Below are 13,762 nucleotides of genomic sequence, written 5' to 3'. Positions count from 1 at the left end.
GTGGAGGCTACATCCCCTCCGGTCCGCGGCTGATGGCGGCAACGCCGGTGCGCGAGATCTCGACGAGGCCAAGCGGCCGCATCAGGTCGATGAACTGGTTGATCTTGCCGGTATTGCCGGTGATCTCGAACACGAAGCTCTCAATGGTCGCATCGATCACACGGGCGCGGAACGCTTCGGCGAGGCGCAGCGCCTCGACGCGATGCTCGCCGGTGCCGCGCAGCTTCACCATCGCGAGCTCACGCTCGATGGAGCGGCCGGTCAGCGTCATGTCGACGACGCGATGCACCGGGATCATGCGATCGAGCTGATGCTTGATCTGCGTGATCACCATCGGCGTGCCCGTGGTAACGATGGTGATGCGCGAGACGTGCTTGTGGCTCTCGGTCTCGGACACCGTGAGACTTTCGATGTTGTAGCCGCGGCCGGAGAAAAGACCGATGACGCGCGCGAGCACGCCGGGCTCATTGGCGACGAGCACCGTCAGCGTATGCGTCTCGTTGGGATCGTGACGCTCTTCCATGAAATAGGCGGAGGCAGGCTGTTCCATTGTCGTTTCCTGTCGAAGTCTCGTTTGGCTTTCGCCACGATGTTACATCCCTCATGGTGAGGAGCGCGGCTTCGCGCGTCTCGAACCATGAGCTTGGACACTCATCCTTCGAGACGCCGCACAAGAGTGCGGCTCCTCAGGATGAGGGCCTGTGTTATCTGCATCACACCAGCGCCTTGCCGCCGGCGAAGGCCGCAGCGGTGGCTTCATCATTCGCTTCCAGCGGCAGCAGCATTTCGTTATGCGCCTTGCCGGACGGGATCATCGGGAAGCAGTTCTCCAGCGCCGCGACGCGGCAGTCGAACAGCACCGGCTTCTTCACCTTGATCATTTCCTGCAGCGCGCCGTCGAGATCGCTGGGCTTGCTGCACTGGAATCCGACGCCGCCATAGGCTTCCGCCAGCTTGACGAAATCAGGCAGCGCTTCCGAGTACGAATGCGACAGCCGGTTGCCATGCAGCAGCTGCTGCCACTGGCGAACCATGCCCATATACTGGTTGTTCAGGATGAAGATCTTGATCGGCAATTCGTGCTGAACCGCCGCCGACATTTCCTGCATCGTCATCTGCACCGAGGCGTCGCCGCCGATATCGATGACCAGCGAATCCGGATGCGCGACCTGCACGCCGAGCGCCGCCGGCAGGCCGTAGCCCATGGTGCCCAAACCGCCGGACGTCATCCAGCGATGCGGCTCTTCGAAGCCGAAGAACTGCGCCGCCCACATCTGATGCTGGCCGACTTCGGTGGTGATGTAGGTGTCGTGGCCGCGCGTCGCCTCGAACAGACGCTGGATCGCATATTGCGGCAGGATCACATCGTCGTTCTTCTTGTAGGCCAGCGAATTGCGCGCGCGCCAGGTGGCGATGGTCTTCCACCAATCCTTGGTGTCCGGCTTCTTCGCCTCGGATTTGAACACCTGCAAGATGTCGCCGAGCACGTTTCCGCAATCGCCGATGATCGGGATATCGACGCGGATGTTCTTGTTGATCGACGACGGATCGATGTCGATATGGATCTTCTTCGAATTCGGCGAGAACGCATCGGTGCGGCCGGTGATGCGGTCGTCGAAGCGCGCGCCGACGCACAGCATGACGTCGCAGTCATGCATTGCCATGTTGGCTTCATAAGTGCCGTGCATGCCCAGCATGCCCAGCCAGTTCGGGCCGGATGCCGGATAGGCGCCGAGGCCCATCAGCGTCGAGGTGATCGGGAAACCGGTGACCTCGACCAGCTCGCGCAGCAGCTTGGATGCCGCGAGGCCGGAATTGATGACGCCGCCGCCGGAATAGATGATCGGCTTCTTGGCACCCGCCAGCATCGACACCGCCTTGCGGATCGCATTGGCATCACCCTTCACGCGCGGTGCGTAGGAGATGTGAACGTCCGACTTGCGCGGTGGATGATAGGTGCCGGTGGCGAACTGCACGTCCTTCGGAACGTCGACGACGACCGGGCCAGGACGGCCGGTGGTCGCAACATAGAAGGCTTCATGCAGCACCTTGGCGAGATCGTTGACGTCGCGGACCAGCCAGTTGTGCTTGGTGCAGGGCCGCGTGATGCCGACGGTGTCGCATTCCTGGAACGCGTCGTTACCAATGAGATGCGTCGGGACCTGTCCGGTGATGCAGACCAGCGGGATCGAATCCATCAGCGCGTCGGCCAGCGGCGTCACCATATTGGTGGCGCCCGGACCCGAAGTCACCAGCACGACGCCCGGCAGGCCGGTGGAGCGCGCATAGCCTTCCGCGGCATGGCCGGCGCCCTGCTCGTGGCGGACCAGAATGTGCTCGACCTCGGACTGCTGGTAGATCTCGTCATAGATCGGCAGCACCGCCCCGCCGGGATAGCCGAAGATGTGCTTGACGCCATGATCCGCAAGCGCGCGCACGATCATCGCTGCGCCGGTCATCTGATTGGGATCGTGAGGCTTGCTGTCGCTCATGGTTCGCTCCGGATGCGCTCTGCGGCGCGGCTTGGTCTGGATGGTCGCTGGGTTCGGAAAGCTTGAAGTTCAGACAATAAAAAAGGGCCCGTTCAGGACCCTGTGCACACCGCTCGGTTCGTGGGTAGCCGTCAGCTACCCCCGGCGGTGCGCCAGGGTACCACGATAATAAGGAGATTTGTAACTTTGTTGCGCACAGGATCGGTCCGACTTTTCATAACTTGCGCGGAACATAGCCAGCAAACGGGGGATGTCAAGGGAAGTTGCTGTGATCGCGCTGATTTTGGAGCCTAGCCGGGTCTTTGGCATTCGGCGAGCGGAAAAAACGGGCGGGCAGATATGCGTGCCGACGTACGGGTCACCCGCCCCCTCCATCGTCATGCCCGGCGAATGCCGGGTATCCACGCCTTTGGCCGCAAGCGAAGACGTGGATGGCCGGGACATCTAGCGAAGCTCGCTTCGCGCTGCCCGGCCATGACGGAGTGTTAGTTTGCAGGCCTAAGCCGCCTTCACCAGAGGCGTCGCACGTTCGATCCGCGCCAGTTCCTGCGGCGAGTTCATCGCCTCCCAAAGATCGCCGCGGCGCTGCACGTTCAGCCAGAAGTCCGGGCTGTTGCCGAAGACGCGCGCGAGAATGAGCGCGGTCGCCGCGGTCACGTTACGGCGATCGTTGCACAACTCGTTCACATGCTTGCGCTGGACACCCATCGCCTTTGCCAATGTCCCTTGTGTCAGGCCAAGCGGCTGCATGAATTCCTCGACCAGGATTTCACCGACAGTGGCCGGCTTGCGTTTGGTCATCAGCATGAGTCACCTCATCGATAGCTGTGATCGTCGAGATAAAGATCCGACGCTTCGCCGCGGCTGCTATCCCAGCGGAAGATCAGCCGCCATTGGTTGTTGACGCGGATCGAGTGCAAGCCGCCAAGTTTGCCGCGCAGCTTTTCGAAATGATTGCTCGGCGGTACGCGCAGATCCTGATCGGTGGTCGCATCGTCGATCATCTGAAGCTTGCGAAACAGCCGGCTTTCAAGGTCCGCCGGAATGTTGCGAGAATGGACATCGTCCACGAAGAAGGCCCGCAACCAATCATCGCGAAACCCGACGATCATTCAGAGCCTCCCAGATGAGCTATTGTACCACCCTATGGGTCAACTGCCAAGAGCTCTGGCCAAGCTCGTCCCCGCCTCCTCCACCGTCATCCACGCGAACTCCGGCAGTTGATGCCGAAACCACGTGAACTGCCGCTTGGCATAGTGCCGGGTATCGGCGCGGCCGATCTCCGCAGCTTCCTCGCGCGAGATTTCGCCGCGGATATGCCGGATCAGTGCGGGCACGCCATGGGCCTTCATCGCGGGCAACAGCGGATCGAGACCGCGCGCCGCGAGGGCAGCGACTTCGTCCAGCGCGCCCTCGTCCAGCATGCGCCCGAACCGCGCATCGATCCGCGCATAAAGCTCGTCGCGCTTGGGCGCCAGAAACAGCGCGGTCACGCCCTCCGGCGGCAGCAGCGGCGGCAGGCCCTCGCTGTGCCAGTCGGTCAGCGAACGTCCCGTCGCCTCCACGACTTCCAGCGCGCGGGCGACGCGCGTGCGGTCGCGCAGATTGAGCCGCGCGGCGGAGACCGGATCAACCAAAGCGAGCTGCGCATGCAGCGCCTCCGGCCCATCCCTTTCCAGACGCGCGCGGACATCGTCGCGCACCTCGGCGGCGACGGGCGGTACGGCCGAGAGCCCGCGCGTCAGCGCCTTGAAGTATAGTCCGGAGCCGCCGATGAAGATCGGCAGTTTGCCTTGCGTCCGCACCTCGGCAAGCACCCGCGCCGCCTCCTCCACCCAGGCGCCGGCGGAGAAATTCACCGCGGCATCGACCGTGCCATAGAGCCGGTGCGACGCCTGCGCTTCTTCCTCGACCGTCGGCCGCGCCGTCAGCACGCGCAGGTCGCGATAGACCTGCATGCTATCGGTATTGATGACCACGCCGTTTTGCGCGCGCGCCACGGCCAGCGCCAGCGCCGACTTGCCGCTGGCGGTCGGCCCTGCGATAAGCAGCGCTCTGTTGTCCGGACTGGAACTCACGTCATGTCTCTCGTTGCGACCCTGATCTGCAACCCCGCCAATCCCGCTCTCGATAGCACGGTGGTCGACGGTCTGCGCGCACTTCTGCCGGGTGACACCGAGGCGCACTGGCTGAGCGACGGCGTCGCCGCAGATATCATGTTTGCCAGCGACCACAACATCCTCGCGCTCGGCGACCGCCTGCGCGCAGCCCGCGGCGACATGCCCATCGACGTTGTCGTGCAGCCTGTCAGCGACCGGCGCAAGAAGCTTTTTCTCGCCGACATGGATTCCACCATGATCGGCCAGGAATGTATCGACGAGCTCGCGGATTTCGCTGGCCTCAAGGCCCATGTGGCTGCGATTACCGAACGCGCCATGCGCGGCGAGATCGAATTCGAGCCGGCGCTGCGCGAACGCGTCGCGCTCCTGAAGGATCTCAACATTAGCGTCGTCGACGAAGTGCTGGCCTCGCACATCACGCTGACACCCGGCGGCCGCGAACTGGTGCAGACCATGCGCGCCAATGGCGCCTATACCTGCCTCGTCTCCGGCGGCTTCACGCTGTTCACAGCCAAGGTCGCCAAGCTCGTCGGCTTTCAGGAAAACCGCGCCAACGTGTTGCATGTCGCGGATGGCAAGCTGACAGGCACCGTCGCGGAGCCGATCCTCGGCAAGGCCGCGAAACTCGCAACGCTGGTCGAGCTGCGCGAGTCCTTCGATCTCGACAATCTCGACACCATGGCCGTCGGCGACGGCGCCAACGATCTCGCCATGATCCAGGATGCAGGCCTCGGCGTCGCCTATCACGCCAAGCCGGCCGTGGCTGCATCGGCAGCAGCCCGGATCGACCACGGCGATCTCACCGCGCTACTGTATGCGCAGGGCTACAAGCGCAGCACGTTTGTGACCGCGTAGGCACGGCCAAAGTCTAAACGTAAATTGAACCACTGCGGCAGCCGCAGCGTCAAACGACCGGTCTTCAGTTACGAAAGCACCGGTCATCATGCCGCCGTTGGATTTATCGGGTCTCGTTCCGCTCTTCGCTTTGATTTGGATTCTCGTGCCCCTAATGGAATGCGTGCGGACGTTCCTGGCCGACAGGCCGCTTTCCGCACGCCAACTTCTCCATACCGGCTGGCGAAGCATCTATGCGGGCGCATGGCTGACGATGTTTCTCGTTCTCCAGCAAGCTTACAGGCAGCAGGCAATATCGCTTCGCACGCTGGTTCTGCTGCTACTTGCGACATTCGCGGTGCTGCTGACCGCCGACTGGTTGATCAAACAGCGCTATCCCGAGAAGGAACCGGTCACTGAGCCGCCCGCCTAAAAATAAGATTCCCGGAGTGTTCATCCCATGACGAGATTCCCCGCCACTCCAGTTGGAGTGGCGGGGAATCTCGACGTGTTCTGGTGGCTTCAGCCGCAAACTCTAATTGTCGTCGCCCGACTTGATCGGGCGACCCAGTAAACGCAGGCCATCGTGACGAAGCGCAACGCCGGCGTTTACTGGGCTCCCCGCTTTCGTGAGGGCAACAGGCCGACGCCAAACATTTTTTCCTATCCGACGTTGACAACACCCCCGTCAGGTTTATATTCCCCTCTGTCCTGCCCCACCGAGAGGGGCGATCGCGATCGTCACGTTCGCGGGGCAGGATGCGGTGGACGCCGGAGATGCGGCGTTACGCGGTTCACGAGGGACGTCTGTCTTCGGGCAGGACGGATCTGCGCCAGCACTGCCACTGGCAAGGAGACGGCCGATCTTCGGATGGACAAACCCCTGGACAGTGTGACGGACGACCAAATCGAAACGCGTTCGGCCAAGTGCTTTGCGGCTACCCTGTCCCTCCGCCCTGGGACATTAATTTTGGTGATGGGACCGTTCGCCATGGCAGATGTGCAAGCAACCGAAAAAACACCGCAGGCGGAACGTCGGGCACTTGCTCGGCGCCTCCGAAAGTCCTGATGCACCCTAGATTGCGGAAGACCGCATTCGCATCAGGCCCAAGGGTGCAACGGGCACCCGGCGTTCCGCACGCCCTCTCGCAAGAGGGCGGGAATGCAAGCGACGACGGCGCCCCCGCGCCGCAAACAATGGGGGCGATGACGCATGTCTGGAGAGCAGTGGCTGTTTGACAGTTGAATCTGTGAATGACGCGCAGGCGTTTGTGGCATCCCTCCCCCCCGCGCGAAGCGAAGCTTCGCTAGGCGGGGAGGGTCGGCCGAACGAGGCGATGCGCAGCATCGACGAAGTGGAGGCCGGGGTGGGGGTGCCACGAGCGACGCCCTCACGTGGGGCACCCCACCCGTCACGTTTGTTCGCTTCGCTCTCAAACGCGCCACCCTCCCCGCTGCGCGCGGCTTCGCCGCGCTTGAGGGAGGGAGAAGAAAGGGCCCTACTGCACGCTCAGCGCCACAAAGCGCAGCTCGCCTTCGGCATTCGACACCAGCAGCAGCACCGACTTCTTGCCGTCCTTCTTCAAGGCATCGACGCGCTTCTTGACGTCGGCAGCATTGGTAACCGCTTCCTGCGCGACCTCGACGATGACGTCGCCGGCGGCCAGGCGCTTCTCGGCGGCGTCGGAGCCGGCATCGACGCCGGTCACGATCACACCCTTCACGCTGTCCTTGATCTTGTACTTGGTGCGCAGATCCTTGCTGAGACCGGTGAGGTCGAGGCCCAGCGCCTTCTGCGTCGCCGGCTTCTCGGCTTCCGGCGTGGCCTTGATCGAGGCCTGCACCGGCTTGTCATCCTCGAGACGGCCGAGGGTGACCTGCTTGGTCTCTTCCTTGCCCTTGCGAATGATCAGCACATTGACGGCCTTGCCGACGGCGGTGCCGGCAACGATGCGCGACAGGTCCTTCGGTTCCTTGACATCACGGCCGTCGAACTTGATCACCACATCGCCGGGCTCAAGGCCGGCAGGCTTGGCCGGGCCCTTGTCGTCGACGCCGGCAATCAGCGCGCCGCGCGCCGGCTTGATGTTCAGGCTCTCGGCGATCTCGTCGGTGACCGGCTGGATGCGCACGCCGAGCCAGCCGCGGCGGACTTCCTTGTATTCGCGCAGCTGCTCGATGACGCCGACCACGGTCTTCGACGGCACGGCGAAGCCGAGGCCGATGGAGCCGCCGGTGGGCGAGATGATCAGCGTATTCACGCCGACCACTTCGCCCTCGAGGTTGAACAGCGGACCGCCCGAATTGCCGCGATTGATCGAGGCGTCGGTCTGGATGTAGCTGTCATAGGGGCTGTTGTTGCTGATCTCGCGGTTACGCGCCGAGACGATGCCCGCAGTGACGCTGCCACCGAGCGAAAACGGATTGCCGATGGCGATCACCCACTCGCCAAGCCGCAGCTTTTCACTGTCGCCGAACTTCACGGCAACCACCGGCTTCACCGGTGTGAACTTCAGCACCGCCAGATCGGTCTTCTTGTCGACGCCGACCAGCTCCGCCTTGATCTTGGTGCCGTCATTCATGATGACGGTGATCTCGTCGGCACCATCGATGACATGGTTGTTCGTGACCACGACGCCCGAGGTGTCGATGATGAAACCGGAGCCCAGCGAATTGGTCTTGCGCGGCTGCAGGCCGCCATTCTTGTCGCCGCCGGGGCGCCCGCCGCGGTTCTTGAAGAAGTCATCGAAGAACTCCTCGAACGGCGAGCCTGGCGGCAGTTGCGGCATCGCCCCGCGGCCACCGCCCTCCCCCTTGTCGCTGTTCTTCGCCTCGACAGTCGAGGTGGTCGAGATATTGACCACGGAATCGATCACCTTCTCGGCAACGTCGGCGATCCCATCCGGCCCGCGGGCCGAGGCGGGCGCGGAAAACGTGGCGACCGCGGCGCCAAAACAAAGCGCCGTCAGGAGCGGACGCAGGCCGCTATACGGTGCACGGCGCGAAACGGAGCTCAGAGAGGGATGAGCGATGGACATGTCGGAAACGTCTCCAAAAGAGAGTCGGCAAATTTGGCTGAGAGTGCGCCCGAACGGCGACATCGCGCAAGCCTTCGCGCGGGCCATCCGGCTGGCCCATCTGGGACGTGGATTGCGGCGGAATGCGGACGTAAACGTGCACGATCGCGTTGATCGGGAAGAGCTTTTTCGGACGCCCGGAGAGATTATGAGCCGCCGCTAGCGCCGGATCGCCCAGATCAGGATCAGGCCGCCGACGGCCGAGACCAGACCGGCGATGCGCAGGATATTGTCAGGGCTTTGCAGCGCGCTCTTCATCGCGCGGCGCATCCATCCGGGAAATGCCAGGAACAGGATGCCTTCGAATACGAACAGGATTCCGATGCCGATGAGGAAGTCGGCAAACGCTATGGACCTCATCCGACTTCAACTCCCGAACGTTCGCACCCTGGCCGCAGTTTCTTGGCAGTTTTCTTGGCGCTTTTCTGAAAACAAATGAGGCGCGCCACGATGGCGCGCCTCATCCTTTAGATCAGAGTGGCAGCGAACGCAAAACAGGTATCTGCGTAAGCTTAACCGGTGACGCTGTTACTGCGGCTTTACCGCGGGAGGCTTTCCCGACGGATTGGCGAAGAAGCGGAAGAACTCCGAATCCGGCCGCAGCAGGAAGCGGGTGTCGTTGCTCTTCAATCCGTTCTCGTAAGCCGTCATCGAGCGGTAGAACGCGAAGAACTCCGGATCCTGGCCGTAGGATTCGGCAAACAGACGGTTGCGCTCGCCGTCGCCCGCACCGCGGGTTTGTTCAGCCGTCGAATTCGCATCGGCGATGATCACCGTTGCTTCACGATCGGCCTTGGAGCGAATCTCCTGCGCCTTCTGGCCACCGCCGGCGCGGAATTCAGCAGCTTCCCGCTGACGCTCGGTCTGCATCCGCTGATACACCGCCTGGCTGTTCGCCTCCGGCAGATCGGCGCGGCGGATACGAACGTCGACGACGGAGATGCCGTAACCGTCGGCTTCCTTGTCGAGCTGCTCGCGGATCTTGTTCATCAGGTTCTCGCGCTCGTCGCGCACGATCTGGATGAAGGTGACCTCGCCGAGCACACGGCGCATGGCCGCGTTGAGCAGCGTGGTGAGCTGGATGTTCGCAGCCTGGATCGAGCCGATGCTCTGGTAGAAGCGCAGGGCATTCTTGATCTTGTAGCGAGCGAAGGCATCGACCACCAGACGACGCTGGTCGTTGGCGATGATTTCCTGAGCCGGGTTTTCCAGATCGAGGATACGCTTGTCGATCGAGATCACGCTGTCGATGAACGGGATCTTGAAGTTCAGACCGGGTTCGGTGACCACGCGAACGGGCTCGCCGAGTCGCACCACAAGGGCCTGTTCAGTCTGGCGCACCGTATAGATCGAGCCGAAGCCCACGATGACCAGCACCAGCACTACAATCAGTGCAACGATACCTGAGATGCCGGTTTTCATCGGGTGCTCCCGCTCTGCTGAGGCTGACCAGATGGCGCCGGAGGCTGACGCCGCGGCGTCAGTTCATTCAAGGGAAGGTAAGGCACGACGCCTTGCGACGCACCGGCGCCCTGGCCGCCGTCATAGACCAGCTTCTCGGCACCGCCGAAGATCCGCTCCATGGTTTCGAGATAGATACGCTGACGGGTTACGTCCGGCGCCTTCTTGTACTCGTCATACACTTTGAGGAAGCGCGCGCTCTGGCCCTTGGCTTCGGCGATCGCCTGTTCGCGATAGCCTTCAGCGACCTGCAGGATCTGCGCGGCGCGACCGCGCGCATCTGGCACAACGCGGTTGGTATAGGTCTGGGCTTCGTTCTGCAGACGCTGGGCGTCGGCCTGCGCCGCCTGCACGTCACGGAACGCATCGATCACCTGTGCCGGCGGATCGACCTTCTGCAGCTGGACCTGCTGGATCAGGACGCCGGCGCTATAGCCGTCGAGCGTCTTCTGCATCAGTTCCTGCACTTGGGTTTCGGTGGTGGTGCGTGCGCCGGTGAGGATCGGCTGAATGTTGGCGCGGCCAACAACTTCACGCATCACGCTTTCGGCGACCGCTTTGACGGTGCCTTCGGGGTTCTGGATGTTGAACAGGAAGTTGCCGACACCGTCGGGCTTGATGCGCCACAACACGGTGAAGTCGACATCGACGATGTTCTCGTCGCCGGTCAGCATCAGGCTTTCTTCCGGCACATCGCGGATGGTGCGGCCGCGGCGACCGGTGTCTTCCAGGATCGACATGCCGACCGACAGGGTCGATACACGCAGCGCCTTCGGCAACAGCACGGTCTCGATCGGATAAGGCAGATGATAGTTCAGGCCGGGCTGCACGGTGCGGACATGCTTGCCGAAGCGCAGCACGACACCGAGCTCTTCGGACTGCACGCGGAAGAAACCGGACAGACCCCAGATCACGAGCGCCACGGCAAGCACGAGCGCGATACCCATGCCGCTGACGAAGCCGCCGGGCAGCATCGACTGCAGGCGGTCCTGCCCCTTGCGCAGCAGATCCTCAAGATCAGGCGGCCTCGGTCCGGATGATTGCGGACCAGAACCCCAAGGTCCCTTCGGACCAGAGCCCCATGGGCCTCCGCCTTGATTCTTCCACGGCATTCAACACTCTCCTCTGCGCGGCCGGACATACCGGTCTCGCCACGTCTGCATGGCTTTATAGGGGACGACCCCAGCTCTTACAACGCGGGGTTCTTGATCGCTGGAGCTATGCCCGAGGCCGCGAAAGTCAATGTTAACGGGCGGAAAACGCGGTTAACGAGGCGCTCTCCGGCAATATGTCACATAGGAGAAATCGACGCTGTCCTCGCCCGCCGCCGCATTCCTGACGCGTGCCACTTCTTCCCACACAGTGAGATCGACCGGCGGCATAAAGGTATCGCCGGTCGGCTGCGCGTGAACTTCGGTCACTTCGAGACGGTCGGCGATCCCCATCCATTGGGCATAGATCTCGGCGCCGCCGATCACGGCAATCTCAGTGACCAAACGCCGCAGCGCATCGCCAGTCGCCACCGCGCGCGCATCGGCAAGCGACGTGGTGACTACAGCCCCAGCGGCCTGATAGTCGGCATTGCGCGTGATGACGATATTGGTGCGGCCCGGCAGCGGTCGCTTCGGAAACGACTCGAACGTCTTGCGCCCCATCACGATCGGCTTGCCCATCGTCAGCGCCTTGAGCCGCTGCATGTCCGACTTCAGCCGCCATGGCATGGCGTTGCCCTGCCCGATCACGCCGTTCTCGGCTACGGCGTAGATGAGGACGATCTGAGGAACGGGTGTCGTTGTGGTCAAACCGCAACCTCGGCCTTGATGTGCGGATGCGGATCGTAGCCTTCGAGGGTGAAGTCCTCATAGCGGAACGCGAAGATGTCCTTCACATCCGGATTGATCTTCATGACCGGCAGCGTACGTGTCGGCCGCGTCAGTTGCAGTCGCGCCTGATCCAGATGGTTCGAATAGAGATGCGCATCGCCGAGCGTATGAATGAAGTCGCCGGCCTTCAGGCCCGTGACCTGCGCGATCATCATCGTCAGCAGCGCGTAGGACGCGATGTTGAACGGCACGCCCAAGAAAACGTCCGCAGAGCGCTGATAGAGCTGGCAGGAGAGCTTGCCGTTGGCGACGTAGAACTGGAACAAGCAATGGCACGGCGGCAGCGCCATCTTGTCGATCTCGGCGGGATTCCACGCCGTCACGATCAGCCGGCGCGAGTCCGGATTGCGCTTGATCATGTCGATGACATTGGCGATCTGATCGATCGTGCGTCCGTCCGCCGTAGGCCACGAGCGCCACTGCGATCCATAGACCGGACCGAGATCGCCATTGGCGTCTGCCCATTCATCCCAGATCGAGACGCCGTGGTCCTTGAGATATTTGATATTGGTATCGCCTGCCAAAAACCACAGCAGCTCGTGGATGATCGCCTTCAGCGACAGCTTCTTGGTGGTCAGGACGGGAAAGCCATCGCTGAGCTTGAAGCGCATCTGATGGCCGAACACCGACAGCGTGCCTGTGCCGGTGCGGTCGTGCTTCTCGGCACCGTCACTCAGGATTCGCTCTAGCAGGTCGTGATACTGGTTCATGGTCGATCTTGCGGGCTCGTGAGCGGGCGAACTTATCGCCTCGGCCGGTGGTCGGACACGCCGATTCCCGGACTATACCCGAAAAAGTGTGTCCCTGCCCCGCAAACGGCAAGGGCTGGATCCCCGGGGATCCAGCCCTTGAAATCAACCGGTTAGCCGGTTCCCGATTACATTGCGGGCTTAAGCACCGCCGACCACTTCTCGACTTCGCTCTTCACCAGCGAACCGAGCGCAGCCTGGGTGCGAGCTTCCGGCTTCGGAATGTCCGAGCCGAGATCGAGCAGACGCTTCTTGACGTTCTCGTCGTCCAGCGCCTTGGCGGCCGCGGCGTTCAGCTTGGCGGTGATCGCCGCAGGTGTGCCCTTGGGCGCGAAGATCGCGTTCCAGGCCGAGGCCTGATACTTCGGCAGCCCGGCTTCGGTGGTGGTCGGGACGTCCGGCAGCGACGGGTTACGATCGGGCGTCGCGATGGCATAGGCCTTGATGGTGCCGCCCTTGATCTGCGGAACCGCGTTGACGATCTGGTCGCACATATAATCGACCTGACCACCGACCAGCGCGTTCATCGCCGGACCGGTGCCATTGAACGGCACGCCGGTCGGCTTGATATCCAGAACCGAGCTCAGCAATTCGCAGGACGAATACGACACAGAACCGACGCCGGCATGGGCCATGTTCAACTTGTCGCTGTTGGCCTTCACATAGGTGACGAATTCCTTGAGATCCTTCGGCGCGAAATCCTTCTTCGCCAGGATCAGAATTGGCGTGCCGGCCAGCAGCGCGACAGGCTCGAAATCCTTCTCGGGGTGATAAGCGAGCTTCGGATACAGCGGCACCGCCGCAGCATGGGTGCCCATGTGGCCGGTGATGATCGTGTAGCCGTCATTGGCCGCGCGCGCTGCACGCGTCGCGCCGGTCGTGCCGCCAGCGCCGACGACGTTCTCGATGATGATCTGCTGGCCGAGCGTCTTCGACATGTCCGCGGCGACGATGCGCGCGATGACGTCGGTGGGGCCACCGGCCGCGAACGGCACGATCATGGTGATGTTGCGCGTCGGGTATTCCTGCGCCTGAACAGTGGTTGCCAGTGCGCCGAAGCCGGCGACGGCCGCCAGGCCACTGATCGCAACTCTGCGATTGAACAGTTTCATTTGGTTTCCTCCGAAAATGTTTTTGCCGCGAAAA

General features: G+C 62.6%; 14 protein-coding genes. 2 read left to right on the top strand and 12 right to left on the bottom strand.

All coding sequences use genetic code 11. The features are described from left to right. Positions 1–7: 7 nt before the first annotated feature. From ilvN to miaA, 5 genes are all read right to left on the bottom strand, one after another. Positions 8–550, bottom strand: a complete 543-nt coding sequence (gene ilvN, locus AC1DUY_RS11800) for an acetolactate synthase small subunit (RefSeq protein ID WP_068738461.1) — start codon at positions 548–550, stop codon at positions 8–10. 163 nt (positions 551–713) lie between these two features. Further along, on the bottom strand, positions 714–2,492 hold the full coding sequence (locus AC1DUY_RS11795; RefSeq protein ID WP_478114413.1) for an acetolactate synthase 3 large subunit: 1,779 nt from the start codon (positions 2,490–2,492) through the stop codon (positions 714–716). 498 nt (positions 2,493–2,990) lie between these two features. Beyond that, positions 2,991–3,299: a HigA family addiction module antitoxin gene (locus AC1DUY_RS11790; RefSeq protein WP_089267874.1), complete on the bottom strand. Its 309-nt coding sequence runs from the start codon at positions 3,297–3,299 to the stop codon at positions 2,991–2,993. An 8-nt stretch (positions 3,300–3,307) separates the two neighbouring features. Continuing rightward, positions 3,308–3,604, bottom strand: coding sequence for a type II toxin-antitoxin system RelE/ParE family toxin (locus AC1DUY_RS11785; RefSeq protein ID WP_175365601.1), 297 nt, complete (start codon positions 3,602–3,604; stop codon positions 3,308–3,310). 39 nt (positions 3,605–3,643) lie between these two features. Beyond that, positions 3,644–4,570: a tRNA (adenosine(37)-N6)-dimethylallyltransferase MiaA gene (gene miaA / locus AC1DUY_RS11780; protein ID WP_478114410.1), complete on the bottom strand. Its 927-nt coding sequence runs from the start codon at positions 4,568–4,570 to the stop codon at positions 3,644–3,646. 3 nt (positions 4,571–4,573) lie between these two features. Between miaA and serB the strand changes: the two genes are divergently transcribed. Together serB and AC1DUY_RS11770 are read left to right on the top strand one after the other, a co-directional pair. Then, a complete protein-coding gene (gene serB / locus AC1DUY_RS11775) occupies positions 4,574–5,467 on the top strand; it encodes a phosphoserine phosphatase SerB (protein ID WP_478114408.1) in 894 nt (297 codons plus the stop codon). Between the two features lie 88 nt (positions 5,468–5,555). Continuing rightward, on the top strand, positions 5,556–5,879 hold the full coding sequence (locus AC1DUY_RS11770) for a hypothetical protein (protein WP_139285909.1): 324 nt from the start codon (positions 5,556–5,558) through the stop codon (positions 5,877–5,879). Between the two features lie 1,066 nt (positions 5,880–6,945). Here AC1DUY_RS11770 and AC1DUY_RS11765 read toward each other — a convergent pair. From AC1DUY_RS11765 to AC1DUY_RS11735, 7 genes are all read right to left on the bottom strand, one after another. Further along, positions 6,946–8,484 (bottom strand): Do family serine endopeptidase, encoded by a 1,539-nt coding sequence (locus tag AC1DUY_RS11765; protein ID WP_089268265.1) that lies wholly within the window; start codon positions 8,482–8,484, stop codon positions 6,946–6,948. Between the two features lie 198 nt (positions 8,485–8,682). Beyond that, on the bottom strand, positions 8,683–8,883 hold the full coding sequence (locus tag AC1DUY_RS11760; RefSeq protein ID WP_068734021.1) for a DUF2065 domain-containing protein: 201 nt from the start codon (positions 8,881–8,883) through the stop codon (positions 8,683–8,685). A gap of 168 nt (positions 8,884–9,051) precedes the next feature. Beyond that, complete coding sequence (gene hflC, locus AC1DUY_RS11755) at positions 9,052–9,945, bottom strand: protease modulator HflC (RefSeq protein WP_478114405.1); 894 nt, start codon at positions 9,943–9,945, stop codon at positions 9,052–9,054. Next, positions 9,942–11,096, bottom strand: a complete 1,155-nt coding sequence (gene hflK, locus AC1DUY_RS11750) for an FtsH protease activity modulator HflK (protein ID WP_089268263.1) — start codon at positions 11,094–11,096, stop codon at positions 9,942–9,944. Before hflK ends, hflC begins: the two co-directional genes overlap by 4 nt. Positions 11,097–11,249: 153 nt before the next feature. After that, entirely contained in the window at positions 11,250–11,786 is a 537-nt protein-coding gene (locus tag AC1DUY_RS11745) for a dihydrofolate reductase (RefSeq protein WP_441276767.1), read from the bottom strand. After that, on the bottom strand, positions 11,783–12,577 hold the full coding sequence (locus AC1DUY_RS11740) for a thymidylate synthase (protein WP_441276766.1): 795 nt from the start codon (positions 12,575–12,577) through the stop codon (positions 11,783–11,785). Before AC1DUY_RS11740 ends, AC1DUY_RS11745 begins: the two co-directional genes overlap by 4 nt. A gap of 167 nt (positions 12,578–12,744) precedes the next feature. Next, positions 12,745–13,728, bottom strand: a complete 984-nt coding sequence (locus tag AC1DUY_RS11735) for a tripartite tricarboxylate transporter substrate-binding protein (protein ID WP_439076449.1) — start codon at positions 13,726–13,728, stop codon at positions 12,745–12,747. Positions 13,729–13,762 lie beyond the last annotated feature (34 nt).

It is taken from the genome of Tardiphaga sp. P4_G1, from assembly GCF_056401215.1.
The sequence above is the reverse complement of the archived record's forward strand: the minus strand, read 5'-3'. Positions and strand labels throughout refer to the sequence as shown.

Coding starts and splice junctions, on each gene's coding strand:
- ilvN (WP_068738461.1), bottom strand. CDS start 550: ATGGAACAGCCTGCCTCCGCCTATTTCATGGAAGAGCGTCACGATCCC.
- AC1DUY_RS11795 (WP_478114413.1), bottom strand. CDS start 2,492: ATGAGCGACAGCAAGCCTCACGATCCCAATCAGATGACCGGCGCAGCG.
- AC1DUY_RS11790 (WP_089267874.1), bottom strand. CDS start 3,299: ATGCTGATGACCAAACGCAAGCCGGCCACTGTCGGTGAAATCCTGGTC.
- AC1DUY_RS11785 (WP_175365601.1), bottom strand. CDS start 3,604: ATGATCGTCGGGTTTCGCGATGATTGGTTGCGGGCCTTCTTCGTGGAC.
- serB (WP_478114408.1), top strand. CDS start 4,574: ATGTCTCTCGTTGCGACCCTGATCTGCAACCCCGCCAATCCCGCTCTC.
- AC1DUY_RS11770 (WP_139285909.1), top strand. CDS start 5,556: ATGCCGCCGTTGGATTTATCGGGTCTCGTTCCGCTCTTCGCTTTGATT.
- AC1DUY_RS11765 (WP_089268265.1), bottom strand. CDS start 8,484: ATGTCCATCGCTCATCCCTCTCTGAGCTCCGTTTCGCGCCGTGCACCG.
- AC1DUY_RS11760 (WP_068734021.1), bottom strand. CDS start 8,883: ATGAGGTCCATAGCGTTTGCCGACTTCCTCATCGGCATCGGAATCCTG.
- hflC (WP_478114405.1), bottom strand. CDS start 9,945: ATGAAAACCGGCATCTCAGGTATCGTTGCACTGATTGTAGTGCTGGTG.
- hflK (WP_089268263.1), bottom strand. CDS start 11,096: ATGCCGTGGAAGAATCAAGGCGGAGGCCCATGGGGCTCTGGTCCGAAG.
- AC1DUY_RS11740 (WP_441276766.1), bottom strand. CDS start 12,577: ATGAACCAGTATCACGACCTGCTAGAGCGAATCCTGAGTGACGGTGCC.
- AC1DUY_RS11735 (WP_439076449.1), bottom strand. CDS start 13,728: ATGAAACTGTTCAATCGCAGAGTTGCGATCAGTGGCCTGGCGGCCGTC.